Genomic DNA, 15,669 nt, shown 5'->3' with positions numbered 1-15,669 from the left:
CGGCGGGCAGCATGCGTTGCCGCCCGCGTTCATCCCCCCTTCGACCGGCTCCGCTTCGTCCCGCCGCCCTCGCCCATCGTCCGTGCCAGCAGCGGCCGCAGTTGCGCGAGCGTGCACGTGTTCAGCACATCCCGCCGCGTGAGCCAGCCGCGCCGCGCCTGATCGATGCCGTACGCGAGATTGTCGAATTCGTCCGTGCCGTACGCATCGGAACCGATCGCGACCCGCACGCCGGCCCGCGCGGCCTCGCGGCACCAGATGTCGGGCAAATCGAGCCGCCGCGGCTGTGCATCGAGTTCGACGAAGCAGCCGCGCGCCGCGGCCTGGGCAATCACGCGCGGCACGTCGAGTTCGACTGCCTCGCGTTCGCCGAGCATGCGGCCGGTCGGGTGCGCGAGAATCGTGAAATGCGGGTGGTCCATCGCGCGCAGCAGGCGATCGGTCTGTGCCTGGCGCGGCAAGTCGAAGTGATCGCGGACGGCTCCGACCACGAGATCGAGCCGGCCGAGCATCGCGTCGGGCACATCGAGGCTGCCGTCCTCGCGAATACCGGCCTCCACGCCCCTGAGCAGCACGAAATCGTCGAACGACGCATTGATGCGATCGATCTCGTCCAGCTGTCGCGCAAGCCACTCGAAGTCGTGGCGGCCGCCGTCGGCAGGCGGTGCACGATCGGTGATCGCCAGATAAGCGAGCCCGCGCGCACGGGCCGCGTCGGCCATCGCGCGCAGGCCGTCGCGGCCGCCCGACGCGTCGGTATGCGCATGCAGGTCGCCGTGGAGATGCCTGCGTTCGACCAGGGCCGGCAGCGTGCCGGCGCGCGACGCATCGATCTCGCCGCGATCCTCGCGCAGCTCGGGCGGCACCTCGTGCAACCCGATGGCGGCATAGACCGAGGCCTCCGTGTCGCCGGCAATCCGCTCGTCGCCGCGAAACACGCCGTATTCGTTGATCTTCAGCCCGCCGGCCTGCGCGATCCTGCGCAGCGCAATATTGTGCGCCTTCGATCCGGTGAAGTAGACGAGCGCCGCGCCGAACGCATCGGCATCGACCACGCGCAGGTCGACCTGCAAACCGTTGGCGAGTACGACGCTCGACTTCGTCTTGCCGTGCGCGAGCACACGCGCCACGTCGCCATGGCCGACGAACGCATCGGCGACGGCGGCCGGGTCGCGTGCGGTGACGAGGATGTCGAGATCGCCGACGGTTTCGCGGCGACGACGAAAACTGCCGGCCGGCACGGCCTTGCCGACGCCCGCGACCGCGCGCAGGCGGTCGAGCAACGGCATCAGCGACCGCGCGGCGTCGGGCAGCAGGAAGCGTTGCGGCTCGCGCTGCAGGCGATCGTCGATCGCTTCGAGCAGATGGGCTTCGGTTTTCGCGCCGAAGCCCGGCAGCTCGCGCACGTGACCGTTTTTCGCTTCGGCACGCAACTGTTCGAGCGAATCGACGTGCAGCGCATCATGCAGCGCCTTCACGCGTTTCGCGCCCAGCCCCGGCACGTCGAGCAACTCGACGATCGCACCCGGCAACGCATGGCGCAGCGTTTGCTGCAGCTCGCAGGTGCCGGTCGCGGCGATCTCGCGCAGCTTCGACGCAAGATCCGGACCGATCGACGGAATCTTGCCGAGATCGTCGCCGTTCGCGATCATCGTCGGAATATCGCGACCGTAGTCGGCAATCGTCCGTGCGGCGTTGCGGTAGGCCCGCACGCGAAACGGATTGGCGCCCTGGATCTCGAGCATGTCGGCGATCTCGGCGAATACGGCCGCGCACTCGGCATTGTGGATCGGCATGATCGGCGTGGCTCCCTTCCACGTGGATGGCGCCGCGTACTGGCGCCACGGCGCCTGCCCGCCCGTCGGCATCGCAGGTCGACGCCACCGGGCGCCCGTCCTTCATCGTACGCCCGCTGCGCATCGCGTGCAGCGCCGTTGCGGCCGCGACGTCAGAGGGAAGCGCGCGGGGTCGTCGCGTAGTGCCGCTCGTAGATCGACTGGCAATGCGTGCAGCGCTCGGCGGCCGGGCGCGCCAGCAGCCGCTCGTAGCCCACCGCGCCGTCGCAATCGATGCATTCGCCGTAGCTGCCGTCGCGCATCCGCTGCAGGGCGCGGCCGATCGCGCGCAGTTCGGTCAGTCTCATGCCGATCAATGCGTGATCGACGTCGACGAACAGGTCCGCGTTTGCCTCGTCGCCCTCGTCCGGCGCCGCGCCGGCAAGGTCCGCGTAGGATTCCGACGCGCGCTGGTCCTCGCTCGCGCGGATCTCCGCACGCAGCGCCTGCTCGCTCTCGTTCAGCCGCTGTTTCAGCGTCTGCCGTTGTTGTGGGTCGAGCGCCATGGCCGTCTCTCCTGTTCCGGGTTCCGCGCGAAAGCGTACGGCGCGCGGTGTCGCGCCGGTGCGCGGCGAAACTGCGTGACCGCCGTCGCCGCGCGTCCGGATACGCGCCCGGCAGCACGAAGCGCCGGACGCATTCGACGCAGGATAAACCCATTGAACACGCGTGTGTTGACCGGAATCAGCAGGCCGTCCGCGCGCCCGAAAATCGGGGACGGATGTGAAACGCGGCGTCGCCGGATTCGTCCGACGCAGGCGCCGCCGGGATCGACCCAGCCGTTGCGTCGGACCGCGTCACCGCCCGTCAGGTATCGGCACGGACGATATCGAGCAACGCGCGCGCCGAGCGCTGCCAGCTGTACCGCCGCGCATGCTCGCGGCCCGTCGTGCGCAGCCGCGCCCGCAGTTCGGGATCGTCCATCACACGAGCGATTGCGGCGGCGATGTCCGGCGGCGAATAGGCATCGCAGAACAGCGCAGCGCCGCCGCAGACTTCCGGCAGCGAGCCCTCGTGCGACACGATGACGGGGCAACCGCACCGCATCGCCTCGAGCGGCGGCAAGCCAAATCCTTCGTACAACGATGGGAAAACGAAGCATCCGGCGTGCTCGTACAGCGCTTTCAGTTCGCCATCGGTCACGTAACCGGCCCACGTGACGTAGGGATCGTCCTCGCGCAGGCCTGCCTCCCGTACCCCGAATATCTTCGCATTGGCACCGCCCGCGATCACGAAGCGCAACGTCGGGTGCGACGCCCGCATCAACGCGATCGCGGCCAGTGCGCGCACGAGATTCTTTCCCGGCGCGAGCGACCCGACGAACAGCACATAGCCGTCCGTCTCGAGATTCAGGCGCGACAGCACGCCCGGATCGGCGTCGATCCGGTCGATGTGATCGACCGCGCCCGGTACGACGGACAGGCGCGCCGGCGGTACCCCGAGCCGGGCGGCCAGCCGTGCCCGCGAAAAATGCGACACCGTCACGATATGACGCGCGCGCCGCTTCAGGATCGAGAACGCGAAGCGGTACCACAGACGGAATGCGAGCGAGTAACCGGCCGGCAGATCGAAGACCGCCGCATCGTGAATCATCAGCAGCTGATCGCGCTTCACCAGCGGGCCGATGTTGCACAGGCTCAACAGGGTTCGGCCGCGCGTCGTGCGCGGCAGCGTCCATTGCTCCCACAGCGCGCCGTGCCGGCGCCCGACGGTCTGCGGCCGTGCGCCGGCCGGCATGGCCGCCGGATCGTGATCGACCGGCACGACGAGCGACGGTTCGTCACCGGCATTCGCGAGGCGCGCGAGTTCGGCCGTCAGTTCGTAGGCCACGCGCTGAACGCCGGTCATGCGCTGCGCCGTGAATTTTCCGTTGATTGCGAGGCGCCGCAACCGCGCGGTTTGCGCGGCGGCGCCGACGTCCCGTTCCGCGCGCGCTTCCTGCAGTACCGGTGCGCTGCGCTCCCGAATCGACGTTGACATGATCGTGACTGTTCCGATGGCTGCGGCACGATGAGGCGCCGCCGGACACCCCGCTGAGCGGAATGCTGCTGTGCCGTCAGTGTGTCCGCCGCCGCCGATCCGGTCGGTACGTTCGACCGCACAACGCCCGGCTTTCCGGACGATTCGCCATCCTCAGAAAGCGTTGCGGCCGATGAAGCCGCGCACGACCGTCAACAGGATGATCTTCATGTCGAACCAGAAGCTCCAGTTCTGCATGTAGAAAAGATCGAATTTCACGCGCGCCGCCATCGCCTCGACCTTGCGCGTCTCGCCGCGATAGCCGTTCACCTGCGCCCATCCGGTGATGCCCGGACGCACGCGATAGCGGTACATGTAGCAGTCGATCAGTTGCCGATAGAGGTCGTCGTGTTCGATCGCGTGCGGGCGCGGCCCGACGACCGACATCTGCCCGAACAGCACGTTGAAGAACTGCGGCAGCTCGTCGAGCGACGTGCGCCGCAGGAATGCGCCGACGCGCGTGATGCGCGCGTCGTTGCGCGAGGCCTGCCGCAAGACGCCCGGCTGCGCGCGATGCACACGCATCGTCCGGAACTTCAGGATGTCGAACTCGCGGCCGTCCACGCCCTTGCGGCGCTGCCTGAACAGCACGGGCCCCGGTGACGACAGCTTGACCGCGATCGCCAGGATCGACAGCAGCGGCAGCAACGGAATCAGCACGCCGAATGCGAACAGCCGGTCGAACGCGAACTTCGCCCACAGCTCTGGCGCCGAGCTCGGCGTGGTCGCGAGATTGATCGCCGGCATGCCGAGCACGTCGGTCGCGGAGCGATCGACGACCGCCATCTGCCGCACATCGGGCAGCAGCCGCAGCTCGACGAACTCGTCGCGCAACTCGCGCACGATGCGCTGGATCCGCCATTCGTGCGACATCGGCAACGTGAGCCACACTTCGTCGATCTCGCCGTTGCGGATCATGTCGCGCAGCGTGGCCCAGTCGTCGATCACCGGCACGCCGCCGATGCCGCCCGCGGCGGCCGGTGCGTCGTCATCGAAGACGCATGCCGCCACGAACGGGCCGTTCGGCGCGAGCTGCATCCGCTCGACCGCCACGCGCCCGTATGCCGTTGCGCCGACCACGGCGACACGGCGTTGCCGCGCACGCGGGTCGTTGCGTGTCAGCACGACGGCCAGCAGCGCGGCGCGGCCGAGCAGCAACGCCGCGTCGCCGGCCAGCACCGTGTGCACGAGCCAGCGTGTCGTGACGGTGCCGCCTCGATTCATGATCCACATCGCGGCGGCCACCGTCAGCACGCTCGCGCAGACGACCGCCACCATCGTCTGGGTCAGCACGTGCACGCCGCCCCGCACCGCCACGCCGCCACGCACGGCGCGCAGGTAGCGCGGCAGCAGCGCCACCGTCAGCACGCACAGCAGCGCGATCGCACCGCGCTGCGCATCGGACAACTCACGCCATGCGAGGCCGGACGCGGCCTGCGCCGCAAGCGCCCCCGCCAGCACGAGCACGACATCGAGCGCCGCGATCGCGGCACGCCGCATCGCATTCGTTCCACCGGACGTCGACTGCATCGTCATGCACCATGTGCCGGGAATCCGCGATGCACCTCCGGCAGGCGCGGGCGAACCGGCGCCGGCCTCGCATTCCCGCGCGCCCCGAGCAACCGGCGATAGTCGGCGCGAATCAGGTCGTAGCATTCGCACGCATGGTGTTCGAGACCGTCGCGGTCGAGCACCGTGATGCGGCCGCGGCGCTGCCGGATCAATCCGGCTTCCTGCAGGTTGCCGGCGGCCTCCGTCACGCCTTCGCGCCGCACGCCGAGCATGTTCGCGATCGTCTGCTGCGTGACGGCCAGCTCGTCGCCGTCGATGCGGTCGTGCGCGAGCAGCAGCCAGCGGCTCAACTGCTCGCTGACCGAGTGATGACGGTTGCACAGCGCGCTGCGCGAGATCTGCGCCATCGTCGCCTGGCAGTAGTTGAGCAGCAGCCGGTACGTCTGCGGCGATCGCTCGAATTCGGCACGCATCACGCAACTCGGCACGCGATACGCCATCCCGCCGATGCGCACCTCGACCCGGTTCGACGCCGCGATGCCGCCCACCAGCGTCCCGAGGCCGACCACGCCTTCACGGCCGACCACCGCCACCTCGACCATCGCGCCGTCCTCCATCAGGTGCTGCACCGACATCATCGCCGTCGTCGGAAAATACAGATGGCGCATCGGCTCGCCGACCCGGTCGAGCATGCCGGCCTTGATCCGGACCAGTTCGAGATGCGGTGCGATAGTGCGGATGCTGTCCTCCGGGAGTGCATCGAGGATGGCGTTCGCCGTGTAGCTCGAGTGAAGATGAAGCATGTCTGTATCCCTTTATTGTCCGCACCGCCTGCAGCCGCGTGCACGGAACTCGTTATCGCAATGCGCGTCCGGACGTTGACAACGGTTGCGGCCCACAACCCTGATTCCGACCGACCATCGACTTGTTACCGCCGAATTGAGTCGGCCGCCCCGTTTCGACACGCGAATTCGAATAAGCGATTTACGTGCCAATAGCCGCCCATCCTTAATATATGAATCACACTCGATTTGGATCGCCCGAATATTCGGCCTCGCACCATAAAAAGCGTCTCATTTCCGGACACTCTTCCGGCGACGGACACCGCAATTGATTTGACTGAACAATTCTTCTGCATCGAGCCGGGGCAAACGGATCGGGGCCGCGAAGCTTGTCGTTCAAACACTTACAGCCTATTTTCAATTGTTTCCGTGATGTTCAGGACCACGCTTCCCGGTGTCGCCGTGCTTCACACGTTCGTTTGAAACTGTCTCAAATTTGAATCGGCGTACGCATTCCCCGTTCTGTAACCTGTCGCACACATCGCACGCAAGCCATTGATCCTGATGGACATTCAGGCAGACCCCGTTTATTTGTCAAATAATGTTCAACGTGCGCCCGATGATTTTCACGTACGATGCACACCGTCATCCGATTGATTCCCGAACAAGATTGAATGACGGACCCGCTCGGCATTCCATTTCCGGATGATTAATTCGACGGAAATGAACCATTAAATCCGCATGACGTTTGCACTCGACCAAAATCGTCAAACTTTGCAAGATGACGTAATGTGCAATTGATCGATTTCAATCGCGTGCTAGCCTTTTCGCAGCATCGTCATTCGATTTTCGATGAACACAAATTCGCACGATCGTGCTGAATCCCGTTTTCACGGGACCGCCACGACGACGCGAGATCGCCACCCTACGAGGATGTGCCGTGACTCTCCAGGCCAACGACGCCGTCGCCTACGCGAACGGCATGATCGAGCTTTCCCACAGCTTCGATGCCAACCGGTTTCTCGCGGCCATCGACCGCGACGAACTCGCCACGCTGGCACCCCACCTGCAGCTCGTTCACCTGAAATCGGGGCAAGTGCTGTGCGAACCCGGTGAAATGCTCACCGCGGTGTACCTGCCGGTCACGACGGCGATCTCGCTGCAGTACGTGTCGTCCGGCGGCATGACGCTGGAGGTGGCGGAGATCGGCAGCGAGAGCGTGGTCTGCGACGACGTGATCGGCGGCAGCGGCCGGATGCCCTGCCGTGCGGTGGCCTGCCGCGACGGCTTCGTCTACCGGCTCGACCGGCGCGTATTCGCCGCCGCGTTCGACGCATCGCCGGTGATCCGCCATCTCGTGTTCGTCTGCGTGCGTCTGCTGATGGCGCAGGTGTCGCAGATCACGTTCTGCAGCCGGCATCACGTGCTGAAACATCAGCTATGCAGATGGTTCCTGCTCGCGTACGACCGCACGCGCAGCATCGAGATCCAGGTGACGCACAGCATGCTCGCGCAGATGCTCGGCGTGCGGCGCGAAACGGTCACGGATGCCGCCGGCGAAATCCAGAAGCTCGGCCTGATCCGGCAATACCGCAGCTCGATCGAGCTTGCCGACCTCGACGGCCTCGAAAGGATGTCGTGTGGCTGCCGCGCGATCGTGCGCGACGAAATGAAGCGCATTCTGTCGGCCGACTCGGGCGTGCCGGCCGCATCGCGCGCGTGATCGACGGACCGGCCCGGCACCGCGAGCACGCCGGGTCAGCCGATTGTAGGGTGGCGAACAGAACGCCGTGCCTGCCAATGGTCTACTGATGCCGGACTGCCGGGGGGACGTCAGCGCACATCGCGCGTCTGCCCGAGCGGACGACACCACGCACGCCGGAGCAGCACGTGAAAAACGAAATCAGAACCATCCTCAAGCACGTCGCCCACCTCGAAGCCGCGATCGATTCGATCGGCGACGGGGACGACCTCTACGAAGCGGGCCTCTCCTCGCTCGACACGATCCAGCTGATGCTCGCGATCGAGAAGCAGTTCAACATCGAGATTCCCGACGAGATGCTGAACCGCAACCTGTTCCGCAGCATCGACGCACTCGCGGACACGATCGCCACCCTGCAACGCACCGAGCATTCCGCATGAGCGCGCCGCTTCCCGAACTCGCGGCCGACAGCGAATCGCATCGGCTCGACGAGGCTGCGCACGCCGTCGCACAGATCGCCGCGCAGCACGCGGATGCGGTCGATCGCGACGCGCGCTGCCCCGTCGAGGCGATCGAGGCAATGCGCGCGCGCCGGCTGCTCGGCGCGATGGTGCCGACCCATCTCGGCGGTGCGGGCGCGTCGCTGGAAGATATCGCGTCGGCCTGCTCGATCCTCGGCCAGGCCTGCGCGTCGTCGGCGATGGTGTTCGCGATGCACCAGATCCAGGTCGCCTGCATCGTCGACCATGCTGCCGACCAGGGCTGGCACAAGCTGTTCCTGCAGCAGCTCGTGCGCCACCAGTGGCTGCTCGCGTCGGCGACGTCGGAAGACGGCGTCGGCGGCAACCTGCGCGCGAGCCAGTGCGCGCTCGAAACCGACGGCGGCGGGTTCCGGCTGCGCAAATCCGCGCCGACGATCTCGTATGGCGACTATGCGGACGGCATCCTCGCGACCGCACGCCGCGACGCCGACGCCCCGGCGTCCGAGCAGGTGCTCGTCACGCTGCTGCGCGACGGCTATACGCTCACGCGCCGCGGCGAATGGGACACGCTCGGGATGCGCGGCACCTGCAGCAACGGCTTCGTGCTCGATGCGCAAGGCGCCGCCGTCCAGTGCCTGCCGGTCCCGTTCGCGAAGATCGCCGAAGAAACGATGGTGCCGGTGTCGCACATCCTGTGGGCCGCCGTCTGGATCGGCGTGGCCGGCGACGCGTTCCATCGCGCGCACCAGTTCTTCCGCGCACAGGCGCGCCAGACCGACGGCGCGCCGTCGCCCGCGGCGCGGCGCATCGCCGAATCGCTCGCGCTGATGCAGGCGATGCAGGCCCGTGTCGACGCCGTGCTGCGCCTCCACGCGAACGCGTCGACCAGCTCGTGGTCGGCCAGCATGGCCCGGGCCGCCGAGATCAACACGCTGAAGACCTACGTGTCGACGACCGCGCTCGAAGTCGCGCACCAGGCGATGATGATCTGCGGGATGGCCGGCTACAAGCAAGGCACGCCGTTCAGCATCGGCCGTCACATTCGCGACCTGCTCGCGGCGCCGCTGATGATCAGCAACGACCGCATTGCCGCCAACACTGCGAGCCTGCTGCTCGCGCTGCGTCCTGCGACGCTGGAGAAACATACGTGAACGATCGCCTCGCCGTGCCCTCCGCCGCCTCCACTCCCGCCGACGCGCCGCTCGACCGCGCGGGCGTCAACCCGCTGCGCGACGAACTGATCGACGCGGGCCTGCTGGTCTCGACCGGCATCCAGGGCCTGTTCGGCCGCAGCGAACGATTCGAGCGCGTCGTCGAAGCGCTCGACGCATTCGTCACGCGCGTCGGCGCCGACCAGCAAGCCGAAGTGCTGCGCTTCCCGCCGGCGATGAGCCGCATCGAGTTCGAGCGCAGCGAATACATGAAGAGCTTCCCGCAGCTGGCTGGCAGCGTGCACGCGTTCTGCGGCGACGAACACCAGCACCAGCGCGTGCTGCAGTGCCTCGATCGCGGCGACGACTGGACCGAAAGCCAGAAGCCGACCTACGTCGTGATGACGCCGGCCGCGTGCTACCCGGTCTATCCGGTCGTCGCGCGCGCGGGGGCGCTGCCCGCCGACGGCCGGATCGTCGACGTGTTCTCGTACTGCTTCCGGCACGAGCCGTCGCTCGACCCGACCCGCATGCAGCTGTTCCGGATGCGCGAGTACGTGCGCATCGGCACGCCCGAACAGATCGTCGCGTTCCGCGAAACGTGGATCGAGCGCGGCACGCGGATGATCGAGGCGCTGCGCCTGCCGAACGCGATCGATCTCGCCAACGATCCGTTCTTCGGCCGGGGCGGCAAGATCGTCGCGAACAGCCAGCGCGAGCAGAACCTGAAGTTCGAGCTGCTGATCCCGATCGAGCACGACGACCGTCAGACCGCGTGCCTGAGCTTCAACTACCACATGGACCATTTCGGCCTGCTGTGGAACATCCGCACCGCAACGGACGACGTCGCGCACACGGGCTGCGTCGGCTTCGGCCTCGAACGGCTCACGCTCGCGCTGTTCCGCCACCACGGCTTCGACATCGACGCATGGCCGGTCGAGGTGCGCGACGTACTGTGGGGCGCGCGATGAGGTTCGTCTCCCGCGACGGCGAAGACGCGTCGTTCGAGGACGTGCGCCACCGCGCACGCCACTACCGGCCGCACCCGCTGCACAGTCAGGAGATGGTCTGGAAGCAGACCAACTGCTACGTCGACATGTGGCTCGAGGTGCTCCGGTGGTGGGGCCTGAATCCGTACGCGGCGCTGCCGTTTACGATCGCGCTCGATTTCGAGGGCGACCAGTTCACGTTCTTCAAGTTTCCGCACGACGAACTGGAGCGGCTCTACGGGATCGTCGTGCAGGAACATTCGATCTACGAACCGCTCGACCAGCACATCGAGACCCAGGTCGCGCGCGGCCACCTGATGATCGTCGAGGTCGACGCGTGGTTCCTGCCCGACACGCGCGGCAGCAGCTATCGCACACAACATACGAAGACGACGATCGGCATCGACGCCATCGACCGCGTGAAGCACCAGATCGGCTATTTCCACAATAGCGGTTACTACGTGGCCGAGGATTTCGACTACAACGGGCTCGTCGGCGGCAGTTCGCCGATGACGCTGCCGCCGTACGTCGAATGCGCGAAACGGCGGTTTACGCCGCTCGACGAGCGCGCGCTCTGCGACGCATCGCTCGCGGCGCTGCAGCGTCACCTGCGGCGCCTGCCGGTCGTCAATCCGATCGCCGCCTTCCGGCGGCAGTTGCAGACCGACGCACGGACTCTCGCCGATGCACCGCTCGAGCACTTCCACGCGTACTCGTTCAATTCGGTGCGGCAGCTCGGCGCAAACTTCGAACTGTTCGGCCACTACGCACGCTGGCTGCAGGCCAGCGGCTGCGTCGGGCCGTTCGCCGAGATCCGCGCCGCGTGCGATCGCATCGCGTCGGAAGCGATGGTGCTGGAATTCCGGCTTGCGCGCGCCTGCGCGCGCGGCAAGGAAGAACGCGGCGACTCGACGCTCGAGGCGATCGAGGCCGCGTATGCCGACCTCGTCGCCTGCGCGCGGCAGATCGGCGCGCCGCTGCGACATGTCGCGCCCGTGCGCAGCGACGCGGCGCCCGTGCCGGTCATGCGGTGACGCGCGCGCGAGCCCTGCCCGCGTGGTCGATGCTCGCGACGGCCGCGGGCGCCGTGCGGGAACCGTGCGACCTTCCGGCGGATGACGCCGGCTGGATCGCGGCGCCCGTGCCCGGCACGGTCGCGCAGGCGCTCACGCTGGCCGGCCGGGTCGACGATGCGCGCTCGCTCGACGAGCGCGACCACTGGTACCGGATCGAGCTGCGCGGGCACGGGCCGCGCGTGCTGCGCTTCCACGGCCTCGCGACGCTCGCGCAGGCCTGGCTCGACGACACGCCGATCCTCCGCTCCGACAGCATGTTCGTCACGCACGACGTACCCGTGTCGCTCGACGGCACGCACCGGCTGACGCTCTGCTTTCGCGCGCTCGCGCCGCGGCTGCGCGACGCGCGCGCGCCGCGCCGGGCGCGCTGGCGCACGCGGCTCGCCGAGCCGGCCGCGTTGCGCACGGTCCGCGCATCGTTGTTCGGGCACATGCCGGGCTGGTTTCCGCCGGCGGTACCGGCCGGCCCGTGGCGGCCCGTCGAGGTGCTCGATCCGGCCCACGGCCCCGTCCTGGTCGATGCGCGCCTGCAGGCGCGCATCGAAGGCGACACGGGCTGGCTCGACGCGGAACTGGCGTTCGCCGCGCCGCTGCCCGACAGCATCGCCGCGCGGCTGTCGTGCGGCGAGCATCATGCGACGCTGGAACGCACCGGCACCGACCGCCTGCGCGCCAGCGTCGCCGTACCCAGCGTGCGTCGCTGGTGGCCGCATACGCACGGCGAACCGGCACTCTACGAGATCACGCTGCATATCGGCGACGAACGGCGGCCGCTCGGCTCGACCGGCTTCCGCACGATCGAGGTCGACGGCGGCGCCGACGGCAAGGGCTTCGGGTTGCGCATCAACGGCGTACCGGTGTTCGCGCGCGGCGCGTGCTGGAGCAGCGCCGCCCCGCTCGCGCTGCACGCGGACGACGCGGCCTACGGCCGCCTGCTCGGGCTCGCACGCGACGCCGGCTTCAACATGATCCGCGTCGGCGGCACGATGACCTATGAGGCCGACGCGTTCCACGCATGGTGCGACCGGCTCGGGCTGCTGGTCTGGCAGGACTTCATGTTCGCGAACTTCGACTACGCGCTCGACGATCCCGCGTTCGCGGACAACGTCGATCGCGAGGCGGATCAGTTTCTCGCGCGCCGCGGCGCTTCGCCGTCGCTGGCGGTGCTGTGCGGCGGCAGCGAGATCGCACAACAGGCCGCGATGTCGGGACTCGCGCCGAAGCAGCGCTTCCTCGAGCTGACGGCCGAGCGGCTGGCCGGCCACGCGGCCGCACGCCGCCCCGACGTCCCGTACGTGCCCGATTCGCCCGACGGCGGCGTGCTGCCGTTCACGCCGCGCGAACGCGTGTCGCACTACTACGGCGTCGGCGCGTACCTGCGCCCGCTCGACGACGCGCGCCGCGCCGACGTGCGCTTCGCGAGCGAATGCCTCGCGTTCGCGAACGTGCCGTGCGATGCGACGCTCGCGGAGCTCGGCTGGCCCGGCGTGCACGAGCCGCGCTGGAAGACGGCCGTGCCGCGCGACCCCGGCACGTCGTGGGATTTCGAGGATGTCCGCGACCACTATCTGCGGACGCTGTACGACGTCGCGCCCGACCGGCTGCGGCGCGAGGATCCGGCCCGCTACTTCGAGCTGTCGCGCGCGGTGATCGCCGACCTGATGCGCGAAACGTTCTCGGAGTGGCGGCGCACCGGCTCGCGCTGCGCCGGCGCGCTCGTGTGGCAGTTCCAGGACGTGATGCCCGGAGCAGGATGGGGGGTGATCGACGCCGCGCACCGGCCGAAATCGGCGTGGTATGCGCTGCGGCAAGTGCTGCAGCCAGTCCAGGTGCTGCTCGTCGACGAAGGCTTGAACGGGCTCGACGTGCATGTGGTCAACGAGCACCCGGCGCCGCTGTCGGCGTCGATCGAGCTGGTCGCGCTGCGCGACGGCCGCACGCCGGTCGCGCGGGCCGGCTGCCCGGTGCGGATCGCCGCGCACGACGCGATGCGGATCGGCTCGGCCGACCTGCTCGGCCGTTTCTTCGACTGGACCTATGCATACCGTTTCGGGCCCTGCGAACACGACACCGTTGTCGCGACGCTGCGCACCGACGACGGCACCCTGCTGTCGCAGGCGTTCCATTTCCCGTCCCGCACCCATCCGGCCGTACTGGCGCGCCGCGAACTCGGAATCGAGGCGTGCGTATCGCGCACCGGTGGCACGTGGCATGTCGACATCGACACGCGGCACGTCGCGCGCCACGTGCAGATCGACGCACCGGGCTTCATGCCGCGCGACGACTGGTTCCACCTCGCGCCGGGCACGCCGGCGCGCGTCGCGCTCGTTCCGCTGCAATCGGCCGGGCACAACCCGGCGAGCGACGACGTGCCGCCTGCGGTGGACATCCGTGCAGTGAATGCCGCGCGCGCGGTGCGCGCGACGCACGCCGGTTGATGCGGCGCTCGCGGCCGCCGTGTGCCGCGAGCGTGTTCCATCCCCGCCCGATCGAACCGCTCAGTCGGACGAGCCCGTCCCGCGCGGCCGCTCGATGCCGTACGCCTCCATCCAGCGATACAGCGTCGCGCGCGACACGCCGAGTTCGCGCGCGGAGGCCGCGACGCGGCCGCGCGTGCGCAGCAGCGCCGTTTCGATCGCCTCGCGCTCGATCGACTTGCGGATGTCGGCCACCGACGGCGACGCCGCATCGAGACAGTATTCGAGCTCGAGATCCCGCGCGGTGATCAGCCGCCCTTCCGTCATCACGACCGCACGGCGCACGCGGTTGATCAGTTCGCGGACATTGCCCGGCCAGTCGTGCTTGTACAGCGCGGTGATCGCATCGGTCGAGAAACCGCGCACGCGATGGCGCGCGTCGCCGCGGAAACGTTCGAGCATGTGATGCGCGAGCAGTTCGATGTCCTTGCCGCGCGCGCGCAGCGGCGGCTGGTCGATACGCATCACGCACAGACGGTGGAACAGGTCGGCACGAAAACGGCCCTCCTCCATCGCATCGCGCAGGTCGACGTGCGTGGCCGACACGATCCGGACGTCGACCGGCACCGGATCGCTGCCGCCGAGCCGGTGAATCGAACGCTCCTGCAAAAACCGCAGCAGGCTCGCCTGGCTCTCGTGCGGCAGGTCGCCGATTTCGTCGAGCAGCAGCGTGCCGCCGTTCGCGGCTTCGACATAGCCGATCTTGCGCGCGTTCGCGCCGGTAAACGCGCCGCGCTCGTAGCCGAACAACTCGGACTGCAGTAGATGCGGCGGAATCGCGCCGCAGTTGACCGCGACGAACGGGCCGTTGCGCCGTTCCGAATGGCGATGGATCGCGACGGCCGTCAGTTCCTTGCCGGTGCCCGTTTCGCCGAACACGAATACCGGTGCGTCGGTGCGCGCGAAACGCCGCACCGTATCGAACAGCCGCAGCATCGCGCTGCAGGTGCCGACGATGCCCTTCTCCTCCGATTCGAGCTGTTCGCGGTCGCGGGCAAACAGGCACTCCATGCCGTACGCATGGCCGACCGTATCGGCGATCCGCTGATGCGACGCGGGCAACGTGACGTAGTCGAAGCAATAGTCGCGCAACAGCGCGCGCACGTTCGGCGACGCGGTCTGGCCGACGTCGACGAGCGCGACCCACACGACGTCGCGCATCGACGCGCAGGTCGACGCGATGCTGCCGATCGCATCGGCATGGCCGCCGCTGAGATCGAGGATGCCGCAGGTGATTTCGCCGGACGTGTCGCGCAACTCGTTCGCATGCGCGACGACCGACACTTTCCAGTCGCGGCGCGACAATTCCTTTCGCAGCATCACGGAAGGCGACTGCGTCCAGTAGATCAGCGGACGCTGCCCGTTACCGCTCCCCGCGCCGGCGCTCTTATCGCGCGTTATTGGCATATTCATAACGACCCATCACTTTCTTCACTCCGTGACCCGTTCGTGTGCGCCGCGGCCGGCGGCGCATGGCCGCCTTTTCGCGCTGCGTTGCCGCAGTCTTGGCGAAGATCGAATCTGCACACGGCGAGAACCCCCGGAGGTCGAGCCGGATGTGTCACCCGGCCTCGTTGTCATCGAACTCGAACGGAACGCGCGGCTGCGGGAGCCGCGACATTCCGGCTTTGAAGCGACCCGCCG

12 protein-coding genes are annotated in these 15,669 nt (G+C 68.1%); 6 read left to right on the top strand and 6 right to left on the bottom strand.

All coding sequences use genetic code 11. The annotated features are described in order from the left end of the window. Nucleotides 1–29 precede the first annotated feature (29 nt). From polX to WJ12_RS26565, 5 genes are all read right to left on the bottom strand, one after another. Nucleotides 30–1,796: a DNA polymerase/3'-5' exonuclease PolX gene (gene polX / locus WJ12_RS26585; RefSeq protein WP_059556702.1), complete on the bottom strand. Its 1,767-nt coding sequence runs from the start codon at nucleotides 1,794–1,796 to the stop codon at nucleotides 30–32. 152 nt (nucleotides 1,797–1,948) lie between these two features. Continuing rightward, nucleotides 1,949–2,341, bottom strand: coding sequence for a TraR/DksA family transcriptional regulator (locus WJ12_RS26580; RefSeq protein WP_034191552.1), 393 nt, complete (start codon nucleotides 2,339–2,341; stop codon nucleotides 1,949–1,951). 301 nt (nucleotides 2,342–2,642) lie between these two features. After that, nucleotides 2,643–3,815, bottom strand: a complete 1,173-nt coding sequence (locus tag WJ12_RS26575) for a glycosyltransferase family 4 protein (protein WP_059556451.1) — start codon at nucleotides 3,813–3,815, stop codon at nucleotides 2,643–2,645. A 153-nt stretch (nucleotides 3,816–3,968) separates the two neighbouring features. Continuing rightward, complete coding sequence (locus WJ12_RS26570) at nucleotides 3,969–5,384, bottom strand: undecaprenyl-phosphate glucose phosphotransferase (protein WP_226103912.1); 1,416 nt, start codon at nucleotides 5,382–5,384, stop codon at nucleotides 3,969–3,971. Nucleotides 5,385–5,386: 2 nt separating this feature from the next. Beyond that, complete coding sequence (locus WJ12_RS26565; protein WP_034191554.1) at nucleotides 5,387–6,169, bottom strand: Crp/Fnr family transcriptional regulator; 783 nt, start codon at nucleotides 6,167–6,169, stop codon at nucleotides 5,387–5,389. Between the two features lie 919 nt (nucleotides 6,170–7,088). On the opposite strand from WJ12_RS26565, the gene WJ12_RS26560 reads away from it, so the two are divergent. From WJ12_RS26560 to WJ12_RS26535, 6 genes are all read left to right on the top strand, one after another. Beyond that, nucleotides 7,089–7,871, top strand: a complete 783-nt coding sequence (locus WJ12_RS26560; protein WP_034191555.1) for a Crp/Fnr family transcriptional regulator — start codon at nucleotides 7,089–7,091, stop codon at nucleotides 7,869–7,871. A 167-nt stretch (nucleotides 7,872–8,038) separates the two neighbouring features. After that, a complete protein-coding gene (locus WJ12_RS26555; RefSeq protein WP_006490451.1) occupies nucleotides 8,039–8,290 on the top strand; it encodes an acyl carrier protein in 252 nt (83 codons plus the stop codon). Beyond that, nucleotides 8,287–9,483 carry an acyl-CoA dehydrogenase family protein gene (locus tag WJ12_RS26550; protein ID WP_034191556.1) on the top strand — a complete coding sequence of 399 codons (1,197 nt, stop codon included), beginning with the start codon at nucleotides 8,287–8,289 and terminating at the stop codon, nucleotides 9,481–9,483. Before WJ12_RS26555 ends, WJ12_RS26550 begins: the two co-directional genes overlap by 4 nt. Beyond that, the gene (locus tag WJ12_RS26545; RefSeq protein ID WP_034191557.1) at nucleotides 9,480–10,454 is read left to right on the top strand and encodes an amino acid--[acyl-carrier-protein] ligase; all 975 of its coding nucleotides are present in this window, start codon (nucleotides 9,480–9,482) and stop codon (nucleotides 10,452–10,454) included. Before WJ12_RS26550 ends, WJ12_RS26545 begins: the two co-directional genes overlap by 4 nt. Beyond that, nucleotides 10,451–11,506: a DUF1839 family protein gene (locus WJ12_RS26540; protein WP_034191689.1), complete on the top strand. Its 1,056-nt coding sequence runs from the start codon at nucleotides 10,451–10,453 to the stop codon at nucleotides 11,504–11,506. The genes WJ12_RS26545 and WJ12_RS26540 overlap by 4 nt, the downstream gene beginning before the upstream one ends. Before the next feature lie 29 nt (nucleotides 11,507–11,535). Beyond that, on the top strand, nucleotides 11,536–13,986 hold the full coding sequence (locus WJ12_RS26535; protein WP_226103913.1) for a glycoside hydrolase family 2 protein: 2,451 nt from the start codon (nucleotides 11,536–11,538) through the stop codon (nucleotides 13,984–13,986). 60 nt (nucleotides 13,987–14,046) lie between these two features. On the opposite strand, the gene WJ12_RS26530 is transcribed toward WJ12_RS26535, so the two are convergent. Beyond that, complete coding sequence (locus WJ12_RS26530; RefSeq protein WP_034191559.1) at nucleotides 14,047–15,438, bottom strand: sigma-54 dependent transcriptional regulator; 1,392 nt, start codon at nucleotides 15,436–15,438, stop codon at nucleotides 14,047–14,049. Nucleotides 15,439–15,669 lie beyond the last annotated feature (231 nt).

The sequence above is a fragment of the Burkholderia seminalis genome (assembly GCF_001718535.1).
Taxonomy (GTDB): Bacteria; Pseudomonadota; Gammaproteobacteria; order Burkholderiales; family Burkholderiaceae; genus Burkholderia; species Burkholderia seminalis.
The sequence above is the reverse complement of the archived record's forward strand: the minus strand, read 5'-3'. Positions and strand labels throughout refer to the sequence as shown.